Below are 18,709 nucleotides of genomic sequence, written 5' to 3'. Positions count from 1 at the left end.
TTTATAATAGAGTTGTTGAAAAATTCCATAGTTCAATTTAATAAAACTTTTTCAATCGACCGTTTCCGTGAAGCAGAAAAAGATAGAGAATTAATTTTTCAACAACTCTATCATAAAAACTGTTTCAGCGTAAATAATGGGTATTTAATTAACGTGAGTTCAACGTAAAAAAGTTTTTCAAAAAATGTAAGTTTCTAACAATTTAAGAATTTGTTCGTAAAATCTCGATTTGCGGTAGTTTCCTTAAATTAAGTTACATTACAAATTTTTAAAACATGTATTTTTTGTATGAGTTCACACATTTTAGGAATTGATTCATAAAATTTAAATCTCAACTTTTTTAGAAAAATGGATTCCTTACTTACGTTAATTATATGTTTCTGAATTAAGATGAAAAAAGAAAAAAATCTAAAACGTTGTGCTTGGGTTACAGAGGATCCGGATTATGTGAAATATCACGATCAAGAATGGGGAATTCCCGTACATGATGATCGGTTACTTTTTGAATTTTTGGTATTGGAGGGCATGCAGGCCGGACTTTCTTGGATTACAATTTTAAAAAAAAGAGAAAACTTCAGAAAGGCTTTTGACGATTTTGATGTTACTCAGGTGGCCACTTATAAAAAAAAGAAAATTCAATCCCTTTTAAAAAATCAGGGAATTGTTCGTAACGAATTAAAAATCAGGTCCGTTATAAGAAATGCACAAGAATTTTTGAATATTCAAAAAGAGTACGGAACCTTTGATAGATTTATTTGGAGTTTTGTAAACCATAAAACGATTTATAACTCTTGGAAAACGACTAAAGATGTGCCGAACAAAAGCTACGAATCCGACGCAATGAGCAAGGCTCTTAAAAAAAGAGGATTTAAATTTGTAGGTTCCACGATCTGCTATGCATTTATGCAAGCAACTGGAATGATAATGGATCATACAACAGATTGTTTTCGTTTTGTTAAACGAAGAGATTAAAGGAACTTCTATAAAATCCAAAAATTCTAATAGAAGTTGTTGAAAAATTAATTTTCCATTTGTTTTGTGGCAATGTTCGATTGAGTAGAGTTTTTGATCTGAAATATGGAATTTTTCAACAACTCTACTCATTATAAAAATTAAAAGTCTATTATTATAGAAATTTTTGTTTCTAAGTAACGTAAACTTAATGTAAGAAAACTTGGGCGAATCCGACTGCCAAAGCAGCCAGACCGGGCTCTCAGCTCTGGTCAAAAAATTGTATATAGGAACGGTTATACAATTTATCATCTTAAGTTTCAATTTAGAACGCGATCTGTCGAGCGACCTGCAGAAGCGACTCATAGGGAGCGATGCATTGAGTTTCCAGAAGCGAGATGCTGAGAGCGTTCTGCTTGAGTTTCCCCGCATCGATCCCTTTCGCGTTAATTACCAAAAAATTTGTTCAAAACTAATGAATTAACGTGAGTTCAATAAATTTGTAGAAAAATTAATCTTCTTCCGTTTTTTCTATTTTAACGAATTGATAAAGCCGTTTTGTTAGTCGCAAATTTGGATTTTTTCAACAACACTAATGTAAAATTTTTGTTTTATAAAACTTATTGAGAACTACATAATAGAATCCCTTGAATTTACGCATAAATTGCACTTAGAAATGGAATTTTAAACAACGAATATAATGTGAGTTCGTCGTAAGAAAATTAGAAATAATTTTCTAATGTACTACCGTAAGTTTAGAATTTGTTTGTAAAATTGTGATTTGCAGTAATTCCCACATTTTAGGAATTGATCTGTAAAGTTTAACTTCAGCTTTTTCAGAAAAATGAATCATGGATTTTTTATGCTCTGAATTCACGGTACTATACAATTTTCAGTAATTGTCCGCAAAAAATAAAGTGGGAACTCCACAAAATTTTGGTTTTAGGATTCAACTTGAAAAATATAGGAAACTCCGTACGAGCGGGTGAGCTTGGATTACGAAAAATGTATTTAAAAGTTCGCAAGGCAACAAAATTTGTAGGAACTCTCACAAGTCCGATTACGACGAAACTTATTTTTTACATTAAGTCCACATTCAATAACGGCTACGAACAAAATAGGAACTTTTTTGTGGTAGTTTCTACATTTGAGATGGGATGGATCCAGTTTTTCGGTAAATCAAAAAGATGGGTTGGTAATGTGGGTTAGTATTTGAAAGTTCAGTATTTTTTCCTAAAATCGAAAGTTTTTAACCAATCAATTAAAGGAAATGTTTTATAAAATCCTATTCATTTGTAATTTTTAAATACTTTATTAGTAGTTTCCAAACGGAAGCCAATCTTTTAATTCGCCATTAAAATTAATATCCCTCTAAAGTATTTTCAAATTATATTTTGAATAAAAAATAAAATAAAATAGAGACATAAATCATAAGTATTTTTTGTAAAAACTATGGCCTAAAAAGCTTCACTTTTCTGTATAGTATTTGACCTAATCTATCTACTTAAGGGATATTATAGACCAGAAAGTGATTACATAATCACTTAAAAATCACAAGAGGTTCTTTCTTTATGAGAAGAAACATAATGAAAATTGCCGCTGTAGCAGCTCTTACGGTTGCTTTAACGGCATGTAAAGGTGACGACGATGATGACGATGTTGTTATGTTGGCACTTTTGTATTTAGCAGATCAAACAAGCGGAAATTGCGTGACACTACAAAAAGGTGACGGCAATGGAGATGGAATTCCTACTTATTTGGCAACTGGTAATACGAAGCCAAAAGGAGCTTGTAACAATTTCTATAATGTAACTGCAATTGTTAATAATGCAGAGGCAGTTGTTAACTCGGTTAAAGCTTCCTATCAGGCAGCTAAGGACAAAACCACAGCGGCAGGTTCCAATTGTGCTGTAGTAAGTACTTATCTTCAAAGTGCAATTGATGCTGCTACTGTACTCAAGGTTCAGCAAACATTAGCAACTGGCACTTGCTCCCGAATCGGGACAGGTTGGAACCTTAACCCTTTAACTTTCGGTGGTAATTTCAGTGTAGATCCTGCTTATCTCGGAAAAACGGTTTATGCATGTTCTTCTGAAAAAGCGAAAGAGGAATTGTTTGACACATTTGCTATTGATTTTTCAACCGTTGCTGGTTCGGTTGCAACTGATATGGCAACAAACCTTGCATATAAACAAAAATTAGCTGCGGTTTCTGGGTCCAACTATAAATGGACTGCGGACGCGGCTGCTAAAGGTCGTTTGATCAATGTTACTGAGCTTACAACTGTTGGTAAATCTGGAGCAACTGTAGTTGCATTTGGAGCTATTCAACCTGCAGCACTTGCAGCACTTTTAGCTGGTAACTTAGCAGGAGCAGCAGCAGCAGCTTCTTGTGGAAAAGATCTGTTATCTAAAGAAACTGAAGACGTTCAAAAAATTGCTTTTGCACTTTATGATCCAGTTGCTGGTTTTAATGGTGCGATGACAGGCGGAACCTTGGATGGTACAATTACTACTGCTCAAGCACAGTCTGCAACAGAAGTTCTTCTTACTAGCCTTACTTGTCAATATGGTGACTTTGATGAGGAAGCTACCACTAATAAAGTTACAGTTGGCACTGAAACAAACGTAAAAATTAACGGAACTTGCCCTGCAACTTATTCTAGATTCTAATTTTTTTAGAATTTATTTAAGTTAATGGAAAAATACCGCACTGTTTTCAGTGCGGTATTTTTTTTGAGAATTTTTCTAATTCTGAAAAAAAACTTTCTTCGAATTTAAAACTCTATTCATTTTCAATTTTTGTCATATTCTATATAAAGTCATTTTTAAACAGTTTCAGTGAGTGAATTTTGTTCGTTCATTCTTTAGATATTGAACAAAATGACAAAATGTTATTTTTTAAGATATATGAATCAGGTATTGCAATTCTATAATGTAGATTACTACGGTAACTTTTCTGCTTTCAGCATTTTGAATATAGGGAAAACTAAATGTAGTAGCTCCTGAACTTTTAACAAAACCTTTCTTTGAATTTAAACTCAATACATCGTTCTTTATGGTTGTTTGCAGGTCGCGTTAAAAACTCAACAAAACGCTTCCTTCAACTCACATGATCAATGTAAGGAACTCATGATTGAAGAAAGTTGGAATTTGAACTTTACAGATCGATTTCTAAATTGTGGGAACTACCACAATTTAGAAAGTAGAAAAGTTTATAACACTTGAATCTGTTATATTCAAGTGTGTGGGACTATTACAAAACTTAGCTTTGTCCGTAAAATGATGCAGGAAGGAACTACTGCAAACCATGATTTTACGAATAAATTCTAAAATTGTAGGAACTCATACTTTTTGCACATTCTTTCTATATTCTTCATTTTGCATATCTTTAGTCTTTATATTCTTTTGGGTACTTATTTTTATAGGGATCATTAAAATGAGATTTAAATTTTGATGACCCTAAAACAGCGGTTTTGTGCAAAAAACGGATGGGCGATGATTCTTTTGTATTTCATAGTAGTTCCCACAATTTTCAAAGTTTAACTGTAAATCTACGATTTGTGAGAGTTCCCACAGATTAAGTCGTATTACACATTTTTAAACATTTATTTTTTATGGAAAAATCAGGTTTTTATAAAACGGATTTCTTACATCAAATACACTTTAATCTATGCGGTGTTCAACGGATTGTGTAAAAAACTCGGCGAATGCTTCTCTAAGGATCGGCATTCAGTGAGTGAACGGAAAAACTTGGCTCTCACTCAGGCGATATTTCCTTTCAAAAAATATTTTAGAAAATTAAAATATACTTAATTCCTATGAATTGATAAAAGCTGAAAACGAGAGCCTACTTTTTATCGAATTTGTTTAAAGATAGAATCACGTTGTTCAACTTCAATTTAACGTGAGTTTGGCGTAAGAAAATGAAAAAGGGTTTTTCAAAAATGTAAGTTTCTATAATTTTAGAATTTGTTCTTAAAATTAAGATTTGTGGTAGTCCTGCAAATGAAGATACATTATAAATTTTTAAACATGTATTTTTTATGTGAGTTCCCACATTTTAGAAATTGATCCATAAATTTCAGATCCCAACTTTTTCAAAAAAATGAATTCTTACGCCAACTTGTTAATTTGCCGGAAAGAGGCTTTGACGAATCAATGCCTGATAGCGAGGATTTGTAATTTGATTTGGATTTAGGATCCAAGAACCGCTTGCAGGCATTTGGCTAAAATCTTTTTGCTGAATTTGTTTTCCTTTTTGAAGCTGAGCAAAATTTTCCAACATACGTTCTTGATTGGTCAATATTTGATCCGGTTTTCCGTCCTCATTTGAATCTAATTCCATCCTAGCTTCTGGAAAAATCCATAAACTTGGTTTACCCTTTCCATAAAGATCTACTTCTACATGTGCTACGATTCTCATCGTTTCTTTGGGGACTGCAGACGCATTGAAATATACCATGGATTCCCAAGTTCCATTTTCGTCTAAATCGTTTTGTTCAATTAATTTTCGATTTCCGGGACCATACCAAGTACGACTATGATTTCCTTTTCGAATGAGTTCTTCAAATAGAACCAAACTGGTTTTCGGATCCTTATCGTCTCCACGTACCCAGGTCCATAGATCCGTTTTTCCATCCAGGTTCGAATCGGTTCGCACCATCACGAGTAGTTTTTCCGGTTGAAGTACAAAGGCTGTTTGGTTCTTTTTATCTTTGTCGATTACACCTAAATCACTTACTTTGATTCTATCATCTTTACAAGAAGATAAAACGAGTAGGGCAAGTACTAAATTCAAATTTTGGATTATACTGAATTTCATTTTGAGCTCCTTCCACCAGGTTAAATACTTTGCGTCTGTATAAAATAAAAAAATAATTTTCTATTTGTGTTTATTCTGCGAATTGTCCGATTCTTTTTCATTTGCTTTCCTATATACAAATGACATTGAGTAGGGTGATTCTTTTGAAGTCTAATTTGAAAGTTTTTTATACCAACTTGAACGATTTTATTTAAAACATATTCCAAAATTTAAATTCCATGTTAGAAAAGTGTTTGCTGAGTTGATCCATAAAGAGAGCGGTTTGAATTATTAAAAGTAGCAAGTTTAAGGGTAATGATAAAATTTAAAATTTCCTCAAGAGACAACTTGATTTGCAAGAACTACTGCATCTTGTTGCTGTTTCTATACAATTGCTTTGGATTTTTATAGCAAAGTTCTATTTCAGTGCAAAAGATCAGATACTCTTTTTTATAGTTTTGAGCAAGATAGTCCTAGTTCTGTCGACTTCCAAAATCCTTCTTTAAATTTAACGTGAGTAGGGCGTAAGAAAACTTGGACGAATCCGGCTACATAAGCAGCCAGACCGGGCTCTCAACTCTGGTCAATAAATTGCATAAAAGAAATGTAATACGATATTTCAACTTAAGTTTCAATATAGAACGCGATCCATAAGAAGCCATATCCTTACCCACAAACATTTAGATCTCAATATAAATCTGTCGGAATTACGATAAATCTTTTGTAAAACTTACACCCTGCAACATGATTCATAGAGCGTTCTGCTGAGTTACCTCGTTTCGATCCCTTTCGCGTTAATTCACTTTAAATTTAAGATTTCTTTTCTCGATCCAAGTTAATTGAACCCAATTTAAATACAGTTGCTTCTTTTTTATATTTTACTTTGAAACTTCTAAGTTTGTTTTTTTAATTTCGAGTTGCGTTTGGTGGTCTTCTTTTTAAAGATAACGGATATATCTATGAATTTAGAATTTTTTATCTTGCTTTGTTTACTTCGATCAAATTTTAATTTTTTATAATATTTAGATTTGTAAAAGTAATCATACATTTAAAAATTTGAAAGGAATATAACAATGATTAGGAAGTTTATATTTTTATCTATTTTTCTGTTTTGTGTATCCATCGTCTCTGAAAATGATTTTAATTTTAAAAACGATTTAAATTCTCTGATGGACGTTCTTGAATCCTGTGGATGTAAATTCATTCGAAACGGTTCTGAACACGATCCTAAGGAAGCTAGGGAGCACATGGAAAGAAAGTTAAAAGCAGTTGATGGAAAAATTCATACAATTCAGGAATTTATAGATCATATAGGTTCCAAATCTAGCGTATCTGGAAAACCTTATTTCGTAAAATTTGCAGATGGCAAAATAGTTGAATCTAGAGTTTGGTTAAAAGAGAAATGGGAAGAAATTGTGAATAAGAAAAATAATTCTTCAAAGCCAATCCAGAAGAATCGTAAAAATTAAGTTTTCGATGAATTGAGTAAGTTTATTCCACTGGTTTTTAAAAGATTCCTAACGTTCAAAAATATTTTTAAGACGACTGATTGTTTTATTTTTAACTTGTCTTAAAACTTTAAAAAGTGTAAAAATAAGTTTCGATTCTCTTTCGAAAGAATATGAAAGTTCTGGAATTAGAGTTTGTATAAAGGCCTAAAAATGTGGAACTACTAAGTTTTGAACATTAGAGTTATTGAAAAATAAATCTTCTTTGATTACTCAGAATTATATAAAGAGTATTATAAATTTTGAAATAGATTTCCGTTTAGAGGCAAGATTTTGGATACTCTATTCTGTAGGAATCAGTGAAACGACTTTTTATTGAGAGTAGATATGGATTTTTTTGACAACTTTATTGTTCAAAAGTTTATAAATTACTTAAGAAACGTAATTTACGAGAAAGACTATTTTTTTGGTTGAGCACGACTTAAGTTTCACATTCATGATTTTTTGTGAGGTTTTGCAACAAATTCTAAATTAAAAAAGGAAAATTTTTATGTCTGACTTAAAAGTTATCAGTTTATATTTTATGACGGCCTTTTATATCTCTGCAGGGGTTCTTCATTTTATATTGCCTAAATTTTATTTAAGAATTATGCCACCTTATATTCCTTATCCTAAGTTCGTGGTTTATCTAAGTGGTTTAATTGAAATTGGACTCGGGGCTATGTTAACTCTCTCTGATACTAGACCGATCGGAGCTTGGGGAATAATTCTTCTTTTGATTGCCGTGTTCCCTGCCAATTTCTATCACTATCAATCCAGAAGAAAAGTCGATCCTCCTAAATGGGTTTTATTTTTAAGACTTCCGTTGCAACTTTTATTGATCTATTGGGCTTATACATTTACGTGATATTTAGAATATTAGAATATTTTAAAATTTTTTATATTATTGATTTCTGTAGACTAAATACTAGAATTGTTGAAAAATTAATTCTCTGTCTGTTTCTGTTTTATGGAAACGGTCGATTGCAGCTATTTTGTTAATCTGCACTATGGAATTTTTCAACAACTCTACTGTAAACCTTTATCGCAAAAGCATGTTTAAGTGCAAAATATTAGGTAATCTGTTACATAGTCATCAGTACGATTGATCTTATTTGAATTCTCGTTAATACGTACGAAAGTTTCCATAGATTTTGTAACATACAACTTTTTAGTGTTATAGTTTTCGTAAAAGTTTTTACATTGGACAATTTTGGAGCTGGTTTTTGATTAACTTTTTTAGTTTTTTGAAATGATTTATTTTTTTTATAGGGAACTTCTATAAATTCAAAAAGAATAATCATTCCATCTAATTTCTGAATGGAGTTTTTATTTTACTTAGAACTGTATAATAGAGTTGTTGAAAAATGAATCGCCACTTAGCCCATGTTTCATGAAAACGGTCAATTGAAGCAGTTTTGTTAATAGCTACTATGGGATTTTTCAAAAAATATATTATAAATAAATAATATTTTATATTCAAATAGTCTTTTTATGTCTAAAATTTCTGGTACTTGATTTATAGAGATCGGTAATAAATCATTAAAGAAATTAAGAATCTATTCTATAATGGTTTATTGAGAATTTTTAAATCAAATTTTATCTTAAAAATTTTCTAATTTCTTTTCAATATATTTCTAAAATTTTACTGATAATTATGTGAACTCGTATCATTTTTTATCTAAAAGATAAATTTTCTTCAAAATTAAAATTACACATAAAATTAAATACCGGAAACGTTTATTACAAAACCTGTGTATTGTATAGTTTAAGTAATGACTAAGAACCAGTAGGATCGATTTTAAACTTTAGTTTGAATACTTTTGTAACTCTTCCATTCCGGGAAGATTACTTAGATCTGGAACAATTACGATCTCGATTCTTCGATTTGCGGATCTGTTTTCCGGAGAAGTATTTGGAAGAGCAGGTCTAGACGCTCCCATACTCGCCGCGCTGATTCTCACTTCAGGCATTCCGGCTTTGATCATAGTATGAAGAACGTTAAGCGCTCTTGATGAGGCCAATTCCCAATTTGTATAACCTTTAACACCTGTAGGAGTATCGTCCGTATGTCCTTCTATTTGAAAACGTTTTCCTTCTAAAGAAGCAAGTAACGTAGTCACTTCTTTAATAGCGGCAGTTCCAGAGGGAGATAGGTATGCGGAACCGATCGGAAATAAAATGTCCGATGATAAGACTACTACCATTCTTCCGTCTATGATTTTAATTTTAAGTTTACCCGCGTCGATTAGGAAACGGAACGTGGACATGAGCGCTTTGTATTCCTGAATTCTCCGGTCTGATTCTTCTTGGATTCGTTTTAATTCTTCCAAAGAACGGGAAAGATCACCTTTTTCTCCGAGAATTCTCTGATTTTCTAGTTTTGATTCTTCGTAAGATTTAAGAAGAGATTCATACTTAGAATTAGAAACGCAGTTGATTAAAAATAAAATAACAAGAACAAAAATCTTAAATTTCATGAAATTCCACCGAAGTAATATCTGTTTTATTTGTCGGCGAATCATAAAAAAACAAAAGGAATAGTCGGATGAATAAAAAAATCATTTCATCAAGCGTTAACTTGGATTACACTACTTAGGAAGAGAATCAAATGAACGGGTCCATTTACAAATTAATCAAAATACTTCTTTTAATGATTTTTTATCTTCCGGTTTCACTGGTTTCTCAGGATAAAACACCTGCTGGCACTTCCCTTTCCGGAAAAAACTTTGAAGTAAAAAAGGAACTTAAGTCTTACTTGGAAGAAGTCAGAAGAAATCTGAGAGATTCCGGTTATAATATAGATAAAAAACATCAATTCAATGGAGCCGTTTTTAAAGGGAATTCAGTTATTTATAAAATTCATCTTCCTTTTATCCAAGAAGAAGGAATTCAAAAATACAAATTAGGAATTGGTTTGGCACACGACGATTCTGCTCATTCTTTCTTAGTTCAGATTTATAGAAGTGATAAAAAAGATAAAAAGATCGCGCCGATTTTTTCTGCATATGCCGACCCGGTTTTCTTTTATGAATTCGATTATACTAGTTCCGGTAATCATTTTTTAGTGGAAATTACTTTAGAAGATTCTACTTTAAACGTCGCAAATTTTGAACTTTTATTTAGTACCTTGATAAGTCCTCAACCAGATAAAAATAAAAAAGAAGATAAAGGTCAATATAACCCGAATCAGAATAATCCTGGGTTTGGACCTTATCCTTCTATTATTCCAAACGAAACTAGAAACTATTTTGAGGTTTTTAAAAAGGAATTTTGAATTTATAGAATCGAATATTATGATATTTAAAAAATGTTTTATATGTTAGTAAAACAGAATTGTCGAAAGTTTTTTGTATCTCTTAAAATAAAAACTATGTATCGAAATAAATTTTATCGCTTTAGCTTTTTGCGAAGAATTTTAATTTTTCAGTAACTCTATTATATATATTTTACCCTGAAACAAGGCTTTGCTACAAAACAAATAGATACTCAATGCAAAAAACTTTTTTGAATATATTTTATTTAGAATATTCAAAATTGATTATTTTTTTTCAATTTAGGAATTATAAAAAAATCCAAACCTTACCTCTTAGTTTTTGAAATGGGACTAAACCGTAGTTCCTAGAATCTGTTGAGTTTTCTCGATTATCACCTAACATTAAAAAATAGCCTGGGGGAATTCGGCCAGTGTCCCCAATTGGAACATTTCCTTTAGCTGCAGCCATAGGAATCATAGAAAGAGAAGGTGCGATAGTTTTAAATCCAGGTTTTAAAAATGTTTCGTGTAGTGGAGAATCGTTGATTAGAATCCGATCGTTTTCGAAACGAAAATAATCGCCTGGTAATCCTACAACTCTTTTTAAACTTAGTTCTTCTTCAAGTCCATCCAGAACTAGAACCTCAAAACGATCTACTTTACTTTCAACAAAAGATATTTCCCATTTTCCAATACGGGTCGGAAATCCGAATTTAGTAACTAAGATTAAATCCCCTTCCTTATAAGAAGGAGCCATAGAATAACCTGAGATGAAGTAAATTTGAAATAAAAAAATTCGTATTAAAAGAATTGTAAATAAAGAGAGAAATATTGGAAGAATAACGCGTAGATACTTTCTAGTATTCTTTTGCATTATGATACTTTTCATAAGAACGTAAGACAATGTTTAGAAATCTTCTTGAATGTGGCAAATCTTTTAGTGGGATTCTATTTCTGTGAAACGCAAATGTACTTTAGGATATTTAATTATAGTGATTTTTAGTTTATTGGCAAATTCATTTCTAATAGATTCTGACCAAGGTTTATCCGATTTATTCTCAATTAAAATAAACTTTTCATTAGGATGTGATTGTAATATTTGTATTAAATCCTTCGGTTTTTTGATTAGGAGAATTGTTTGAGAAAGATAATTGAGTCCAAACGTGTTAGCAATGCTGTTTTTTGACGTGATGAAAATTTTAGAATTATCCCAAGGGATTTCTGACTGAATTTCGGAAAGTTGAATTGAAATTTTTCTCATTAATTGGATCATTTTAAAATTAACACTGATCGAATATAAAATCAAAATTAAAAATCCAAATAACATTATTTTTTTATAATTTTCTTTTATTCTTATATTTTTAACCTTAATAAGATTTGTTTCGTTTTTATAGGTTTTTTTTAATTTCGATTTTTTTTGAAAAAACCAGAAAGTGTTCTTCGAAATTTTGATTTCATTTAAAAGTAAAAGTGGAATAAAAACGCTACAGGTCAAATACCGTGACCCCCAATCTATATTAGAATTGTTGGGAGTAAATATACTGACTAAAACTAAATTCGAAACAAAAGTGAGTATCCAAATTTTAACGTATTGACTTGTTTTTTTCCATTTGTATATAAAAAACAAAACGATAAAAAAATACCAGGGAGAATATCCTAAAAATCCCAAACGCCCTTTTCCAGAAAAAAGTAGACTTTGAATGTCCGAAACCTTGTTTTCTAGATCAAAACTTGTAATTGTTTTATTCAAAATGATACGGGGGCCAAATAAAAATCCGTAATTTAAAAAATTATAAAGTACAAATATACTAAAGACTAGTAAAAAACCACTTAAAAACAGTAAAATTTGTCTCGATTCTTTAATTAGTTCTTTTCTTTCTGAAAAAATTTTAATTGTAAATGTGGAGAAAATTAAACACAAAGTTAACACAAACACTTCTTGTCTATACCAACAAGCTATACCCAATAAAACTCCAGAAAGAAAAACGTACGCAGAGTGATTTTTTGAAAAGAGCAATTTACTATTTTGTAGAATTAGAATTCCTAACAAAACTAATGTAGCAGCAACGGAAACGTCTGAAAAAGAGATAAAGTGATGAAATAAAGGAGTCGAAATCATTGCAATAATTGGTATGATCCACTTTTTTGAAATTGTATATAAAACGATTAAGTACAAACCAAAAAAAAATGTAGATAAATATAAAATCCATTCTGGATGTCCAATCCAAACAAAAGGTGTAGTGATCAAAGTGTTTGTAAATGGAAACGGTCCAATTTTTTCTCCTTTTGTGGAATTAATCGTTTGAACCAATAAAAAATTAAAATCAGGGTCTAATCTTTTTCCTAAATAATAAATCTCTTGAGACTGAAAATTCGATTCGATCCAACCTTTTGTCTGTAAAACTTTAACAAGACTATCGGAAGCAAAAGAGAATTTAGGTATTGTATAATACGTTGTATAAAAAATAAATCCCATTGAAAAAATTAAAAGTAGAGATTGAATTGAATGTTTTAAGAACAAGTTTTTAAGTTTCATCGTTTATAGAATTAGAACTTTTTCTAACATTCTTACCTACTTGGCTGAACCGAATTCAGTGCCAATAAAACATATAAACATTAAGTGATCATTGGCGTTTTAATACAATTTTGATCGATGTCAAGTTTCAAAGGATACAATTTTGTTATAAAATATTCATAAATTCTTTTAAAAAGAGATGAAATATTGTATTTTGTGAATTCAGTCTCACTCACTACAAATCTTCTCCGAAAAGAATGAATTATAACGGCGAAGTCTAATTTTTATTTGTATTTTTAAGAAGTATATTCAAAAAACAGAATTTTTTAAAGATATGGTTTTCTTCTGTTTTTTAATTGAGTTGTTGAAAATTTTATAGTTCAAACAAATAAAATTGCTCCAATTGACCAATTCTATAAAACAGAATAGATGGAGAATTAAATTTTCAACAATTCTAATGATGGAAAAAAGTTAAGGTTTATAATAACGAGTTGAAACTATTCCTTTGTATTCTAAGGGTTTTTCTTTCCTAAAGTTTAAATCCAATTTATTAATTAAAAGGGATTTTGATTCGAAAGGTAAAATCATAGGTATTTTATATTCAAATTTTTTAAATTCTTTTTCATTCATTTCAAATAAAGTCAAAGAAGAAACCGAAGGTTCTGCTACAAGGTTTTTTACAATTCGATCCAGATTTGTTTTTGGATTAATACATAGAATGTTTTTAGAAAGATGATCCGATCCGGCTTGTCCGCATAGAAGTGGGTCCGTAAAAATCCAAACAGAACTTTGATTCTGTGCATAAAAATTTCTATATATTTTTTCCTGTTTAATCGCATGTTGCATAATCGCTAAAATTAGACCAGAGATCAAAAAGGAAAAAATAATTAAAACTACAGAAATAGTTTTCCAGTTTTTGGAAATTTGAGGATTCCATATTTCCCAAAGAATCAATAGAGGTATGATTGTAAGTATAAGGTATCTTCCTGTTATCGTAATACCATCGTTAGGTGCTAAGACTCCTACCATTATTGTATTTATGGCGATTACCAAAAGCAGAAAGTTGATTTTTTCGTTTTTTTCATTTTTAAAAAAAACATAATATATAACTGGAAGTAATAAGAATGAAGAACAGAAAAATAGTCCGAATTTTGGAGCTCCATTTACATAGTTTACGAATATAATTGAAAAAAAACGATGAACCCTGTCTAGAATAGATGTGTGTTCGATTCCATAGTTAAAAATAAATCGTACACCTAATATATGTCCATAATCCCAAAGATTCCAAAAGAAAAATAAAATTATTGGAAGAATTCCAAGTAGAATTCCCACAGGACTTATTCCTTCTATTAAATTTTTTATGTTTTTTCGATACATTATAATTTCAGAAAGTACTAAACTTCCTAAAAAAAGTAATGTTTCTAATCGAAACCAAATAGGAACAGAACAGAAAATGAGGGCTAAGTAAAGGTCTCTGGATTTTTTCAAATCTCTATAACGAAGCCAAAAAGAAAATCCTATAGAATTGAAAAGAAAGTATATAGAATATTCACTAAAATCTAAGCATAAGGCGAAAAGGATTGTTGCAAAGTAACCAAGTAAAATAGTCTTTTGACTAATTAGTTTTCTTTTTGAAAGTAAATAAAGAGAAAAGATCATAAAAAAAGATAAAAGCATAGGAACCCATTTCCAAGTAATGCCTATAAGTCTTAAGAAAGATGAAAAAAAAGTGAATGCTATTGGATATTGTCCAATAAACTTTCCTTGGATTTCTTTTGCAAAACCTGTTCCCGGAAGAAAAAATGCTTCGTGAAGCGGATCTAATTTTTCTGCAGGGTATCTGATTTTTTCGGATTGGAAATTGTTTTGAATCAAAGAATCTGTCTGCATTGCTTTTAAAGCAGAGTCGGCGATATAAGTATTTTCCGTTCCGATTCCAATATGTAGAATTGGTACGACTATGATTAGAATCAATACCGCCCATTGTTCTTTGATTTTTTGTATCATCTTTTTATTAAATCCTTAATATAATTTTATATCAGACTTGTCCCCAAAAACTCAATGCCATAATTACTTAATGAAACTTGTTGAGAAATTCAGCGTATCGCTCTTATGATAAATTTGTATAGATTTAAAAAATAGATTCTTTTTTTCTAAATTATAAAAGTATAAAATATCTTATTTCTCCTGATAAATCCCGTAAAAAACTTCTATGTTCCCTATATTTTTTTTATTTACGATTTGAACAGATGTAATATCCGAAATCTCTTTGGAGTGGAATTGTTTCAAATGACCGATCATCCCTTCTTTTGTATCTGAATCGTATTTTAAATCTTTCATTCCTTCTGTATATTCCTGAGAATAAGCAAAGTATTCGAAAGAAACAGACTTTTGATTTTTAGAAGCAGAAAATTTTTTTAAAAACTCTAAAAGTTCTTTTACTTTGGCGGATTGATAAATTCTTCCTTGAAAATAGAGGTCTTCTCCAGCCATACCTCCGATTAAACCATTTTGAAAAATAAGCAGGTTTTCTTTCGGTTCTTTGAGAATGAATTCTTGAACGACTTTGGTATTTTTTGCAAATCCTTTTGTAGTTTTATAATAAATCCAAGTAGGAAAAATAGAAACGAAAAGTAGGATATAATATAGAATTCTAAAAATCTTTTTTTTAGTTTTTAAAAACGAAAAAAATTTAGAAGTAAGTACAAATAACCCCGGAAGACCAGGAGTTAAATAACGTGACCCGGATTCGGCTCCACCGTCGTTAGGCGCTACGATTGCCGCTACAAAAATTCCTACAATTGAAGAAACTAAAAGAGGTTTTTCTTTTTGCGGAATATTTTTCCAGTTTTTTATAGATACAAAAATAAAAAATAAAACACCTAAAAATAAAAAAGGAGAATATCCAAATAATCCTAACTTAAGATTTCCATAAAATAATAGATTTATAAAATTCTTAAATAGATTTGAATTTCCAGATGACCCATAGTTTGCATTGTATCTAGGTCCTAGAGGAGAATTAAAAAACCACTGGTTAAATCCACAATAAACTAAGAATAAAAGTATAAGAACTGTCGAGGTCAAAAAAAATCCTTTTTTGTTTTTGGATTTTTCTGAAAATGAAAAGTGAATTATTCCCTCACAAAACCAATAAAGTCCGATAAAGATCAGATACTCTAAACGAAACCAATAACTCAGAGACAATAAAAATCCACCAGTAATTGCCAAAAAAACAAATCGTTTTTCTTTAGATCTTTGATAGAAAATAATTCCAAATACAAAAAGAAATAATCCCACTCCTACGTCCATAAACAAGTAACCGTTCATCACGATTGGAGATAAAATAGAAAATAATAGAACTTGCCAAGCCTGGATTTTATATTCCTTTCCGATTCCGTATAAGGCCATGCCGATCAATAAAGCGGACAAAAAATAAATTCCGTAAACTCCTCCAAATGGATATGCAAAAGCATAAAGAATTCCTAATGAAATAGGAAACGCTATGATCTTATGTCCATTTACAACTGACATCTTTAGAAGGCTGAATTTGAGTTCTGGATCAAATCCAAATCCTGGATAGAATACGTCTAACGATTGAAAGGTGCTTAGGTAGATGGATTTTCCTAAAATGAATTTTTCGTAGTGATCTGCAGATAAAAGGTATTTAGGTGGAATCGTCAAATATAGAAAATACGAAAAACAAAAACAAGTTGTGACGGTAAAAGATTTACTTTTAAAAATTTGAATTAGAATAGCTTTCAGTTTTAGGATCATTGATTTGTAAAAATAGAAAATCTTATGTTATTGATACGTTGATTATAAAAGGAAACGATTATAGATAAAATAAACAAATTGCTTCAATTGAAAGTCAACTTATAGTAATTGTTTTCAAGGTCAATCTGCTTTCGATTTAAAGTGAAATACGTTTTATAAACGATTTAAAATCTTACAATCAAATATAGTCATGTTTAGAAATATCAAAGGTTCGTTTTTTCATTGATCTAATTTTTAATCGTGTAAAACTATAAGTTATGCAACAGGAAACTTCCACTGGACAAAACGTAATTGGTCAATTTATAGCACAGTCGCCCGTGCAAAATTTAATTTCTCGCTACAAATCGGAAAGAGGAAAGATCCGTAGTTTTATGGAAAAACTACCTCTTTATTCAAACGCTCTCAAAGATCACGAATTTCAGAATGCGGATTCTATGTTGAGAAAAGAATTAGCTTCTAAGGTTTCTTATTTAAAAGAATCGATCCGAAGATTAGAAGAAACTTTTGTATTGGAAAGAAGAATGGAGTTAATTGGAAGTGGGGAAATTGCAGTCGTATTGATCGATAAATTAGTTCATACAATTCAATCCGCTGGGTATGGATTGAACGGACTTGGAACCGGTTTGAAAGCGACTCGAGAAGAATTAGAAAAGTTAGCGGAATTCGATTTTTCTTTGTTTAAGGAAGTCGGAGAAGTTGAATCTAAAATTCAAGCCCTTGGAATGAACTCCAATTTTTCTATTCAGGAAGTTCGAGATAAAATCGGAGAAATTCGTTCTTCTTTGGATGGATTGGAAAATGTTTTTCGATCCAGAAAGGAATTATTCTTGAAACTTTAAAATTTAAGAATAGGTCTTACTTTTTAAAAGAAATCGAAAGAATAGTGTCGTTATTAAATAATAAAATTTGAATATAGCAAAGGAATGAATTATGGCATTGATTGATGTAATTAAATACGAAGGGCAACCAGGAGAAATTATTTGGAAATTTCCAAAAAACGATATTAGCTATTTTGGTCAGCTTGTAGTAAACGAAAGTCAGGAAGCGGTCTTTTTTAAAGAAGGAAAAGCGTTAGACGTTTTTGGTCCAGGAACTCATACTTTAAAAACCGGAAATATTCCTATTTTGGAAAAACTTGTAAACTTACCGTTTGGCGGGCAAACTCCGTTTACTGCGGAAGTGGTTTATGTAAATAAGTCTGTGATCAATATGACCTGGGGAACTCCGGCTCCGATTCAGATTGAAGATCCGAAATATCATATTACGTTGGGAGTTAGAGCATTTGGAAATTATAATATAAAAGTAATCGATTCTAAATCTTTTGTAAACACTGTAGTTGGTACTCAACATAAATTTGATCATGACGGTGTGGATAAATTACTGAAGCCTATGGTAGTAACTAGGCTTAGTGATTTTATTTCTGAAGTCGTATTAAAAAATGGAGTTCCAATTACTCAGATTTCTCAACATCTCGAAGAAACTTCTTCTGCTGGAAAAACTAAAACTCAACCTGATTTTCAAAAATATGGCCTTGAGGTTGTAGACTTTTTTATCCAATCGATCAATTTTGATCAGAATGATCCTAACTTTCAGAAGATTCAGAAAGTTCTTACGGATAAATTTGAAATCGAAACGATGGGAAACATGTATCAGCAAAAGAGAATGTTGGATATTGGAGAAGCTGCGGCTAACAATCCAGGCGGTTCTGCAGGAGAAGGAATGAGTGCCGGAATGGGGCTTGGAATGGGAATGAACATGGCGGGAATGATGGCGAATATGATGGGTCAAAATCAAGGAGGCGCCAAACCTACAACGGAAGATGCAACTGCTAGACTTGCAAAGTTGAAGTCTCTTCTGGACGGAGGTTTGATCACTCAGGAAGAATTTGATACCAAAAAAAAGGACATTTTGAATTCTATCTAA

14 protein-coding genes and 1 pseudogene are annotated in these 18,709 nt (G+C 31.0%); 9 read left to right on the top strand and 6 right to left on the bottom strand.

Translation table 11 applies throughout. The features are described from left to right. The first annotated feature begins 390 nt into the window (after nt 1-390). The 3 genes from LEP1GSC059_RS02445 to LEP1GSC059_RS02435 all read left to right on the top strand — a co-directional run bounded on the left by LEP1GSC059_RS02445 (nt 391) and on the right by LEP1GSC059_RS02435 (nt 3,623). Nucleotides 391-972, top strand: coding sequence for a DNA-3-methyladenine glycosylase I (locus tag LEP1GSC059_RS02445; RefSeq protein WP_002178924.1), 582 nt, complete (start codon nt 391-393; stop codon nt 970-972). Between the two features lie 933 nt (nt 973-1,905). Next, complete coding sequence (locus LEP1GSC059_RS23375) at nt 1,906-2,160, top strand: hypothetical protein (RefSeq protein ID WP_238323698.1); 255 nt, start codon at nt 1,906-1,908, stop codon at nt 2,158-2,160. Nucleotides 2,161-2,522: 362 nt separating this feature from the next. Beyond that, nucleotides 2,523-3,623 carry a lipoprotein LipL36 gene (locus LEP1GSC059_RS02435; RefSeq protein ID WP_020980222.1) on the top strand — a complete coding sequence of 367 codons (1,101 nt, stop codon included), beginning with the start codon at nt 2,523-2,525 and terminating at the stop codon, nt 3,621-3,623. A gap of 1,456 nt (nt 3,624-5,079) precedes the next feature. Here LEP1GSC059_RS02435 and lsa25.6 read toward each other — a convergent pair. Then, entirely contained in the window at nt 5,080-5,775 is a 696-nt protein-coding gene (gene lsa25.6, locus LEP1GSC059_RS02430; RefSeq protein WP_002178936.1) for an adhesin Lsa25.6, read from the bottom strand. A 1,052-nt stretch (nt 5,776-6,827) separates the two neighbouring features. Here lsa25.6 and LEP1GSC059_RS02425 point away from each other — a divergent pair. Both LEP1GSC059_RS02425 and LEP1GSC059_RS02420 read left to right on the top strand, forming a co-directional pair. Further along, a complete protein-coding gene (locus tag LEP1GSC059_RS02425; protein WP_002178958.1) occupies nt 6,828-7,223 on the top strand; it encodes a YfeK family protein in 396 nt (131 codons plus the stop codon). 529 nt (nt 7,224-7,752) lie between these two features. Further along, nucleotides 7,753-8,109, top strand: a complete 357-nt coding sequence (locus tag LEP1GSC059_RS02420) for a DoxX family protein (RefSeq protein WP_017215295.1) — start codon at nt 7,753-7,755, stop codon at nt 8,107-8,109. 940 nt (nt 8,110-9,049) lie between these two features. Here the strand turns inward: LEP1GSC059_RS02420 and LEP1GSC059_RS02410 are convergent. Beyond that, the gene (locus LEP1GSC059_RS02410; RefSeq protein ID WP_002178954.1) at nt 9,050-9,721 is read right to left on the bottom strand and encodes an OmpA/MotB family protein; all 672 of its coding nucleotides are present in this window, start codon (nt 9,719-9,721) and stop codon (nt 9,050-9,052) included. A gap of 131 nt (nt 9,722-9,852) precedes the next feature. On the opposite strand from LEP1GSC059_RS02410, the gene LEP1GSC059_RS02405 reads away from it, so the two are divergent. Then, nucleotides 9,853-10,518, top strand: a complete 666-nt coding sequence (locus LEP1GSC059_RS02405) for a hypothetical protein (RefSeq protein ID WP_002178970.1) — start codon at nt 9,853-9,855, stop codon at nt 10,516-10,518. 286 nt (nt 10,519-10,804) lie between these two features. Here the strand turns inward: LEP1GSC059_RS02405 and lepB are convergent, their stop codons facing one another. The 4 genes from lepB to LEP1GSC059_RS02385 all read right to left on the bottom strand — a co-directional run bounded on the left by lepB (nt 10,805) and on the right by LEP1GSC059_RS02385 (nt 16,786). Then, the gene (gene lepB, locus LEP1GSC059_RS02400; RefSeq protein WP_036026556.1) at nt 10,805-11,401 is read right to left on the bottom strand and encodes a signal peptidase I; all 597 of its coding nucleotides are present in this window, start codon (nt 11,399-11,401) and stop codon (nt 10,805-10,807) included. A gap of 33 nt (nt 11,402-11,434) precedes the next feature. Further along, complete coding sequence (locus LEP1GSC059_RS02395; RefSeq protein ID WP_020980250.1) at nt 11,435-13,033, bottom strand: LA_3751/LA_3752 family putative glycosyltransferase; 1,599 nt, start codon at nt 13,031-13,033, stop codon at nt 11,435-11,437. A 450-nt stretch (nt 13,034-13,483) separates the two neighbouring features. Continuing rightward, the gene (locus LEP1GSC059_RS02390; RefSeq protein ID WP_002178932.1) at nt 13,484-15,019 is read right to left on the bottom strand and encodes an LA_3751/LA_3752 family putative glycosyltransferase; all 1,536 of its coding nucleotides are present in this window, start codon (nt 15,017-15,019) and stop codon (nt 13,484-13,486) included. A gap of 171 nt (nt 15,020-15,190) precedes the next feature. After that, on the bottom strand, nt 15,191-16,786 hold the full coding sequence (locus tag LEP1GSC059_RS02385; RefSeq protein WP_020980208.1) for an LA_3751/LA_3752 family putative glycosyltransferase: 1,596 nt from the start codon (nt 16,784-16,786) through the stop codon (nt 15,191-15,193). A 38-nt stretch (nt 16,787-16,824) separates the two neighbouring features. Here LEP1GSC059_RS02385 and LEP1GSC059_RS24790 point away from each other — a divergent pair. The 3 genes and pseudogenes from LEP1GSC059_RS24790 (at nt 16,825) to LEP1GSC059_RS02375 (ending at nt 18,709) form a co-directional block, all read left to right on the top strand. Then, nucleotides 16,825-17,040, top strand: a pseudogene (locus LEP1GSC059_RS24790) (hypothetical protein). A gap of 3 nt (nt 17,041-17,043) precedes the next feature. Further along, nucleotides 17,044-17,625 carry an LIMLP_15305 family protein gene (locus LEP1GSC059_RS02380; RefSeq protein ID WP_002178928.1) on the top strand — a complete coding sequence of 194 codons (582 nt, stop codon included), beginning with the start codon at nt 17,044-17,046 and terminating at the stop codon, nt 17,623-17,625. Between the two features lie 91 nt (nt 17,626-17,716). Continuing rightward, on the top strand, nt 17,717-18,709 hold the full coding sequence (locus LEP1GSC059_RS02375) for an SPFH domain-containing protein (protein ID WP_002178948.1): 993 nt from the start codon (nt 17,717-17,719) through the stop codon (nt 18,707-18,709).

The sequence above is a fragment of the Leptospira noguchii serovar Panama str. CZ214 genome (assembly GCF_000306255.2).
GTDB classification, from domain to species: domain Bacteria; phylum Spirochaetota; class Leptospiria; order Leptospirales; family Leptospiraceae; genus Leptospira; species Leptospira noguchii.
The sequence above is the reverse complement of the archived record's forward strand: the minus strand, read 5'-3'. Positions and strand labels throughout refer to the sequence as shown.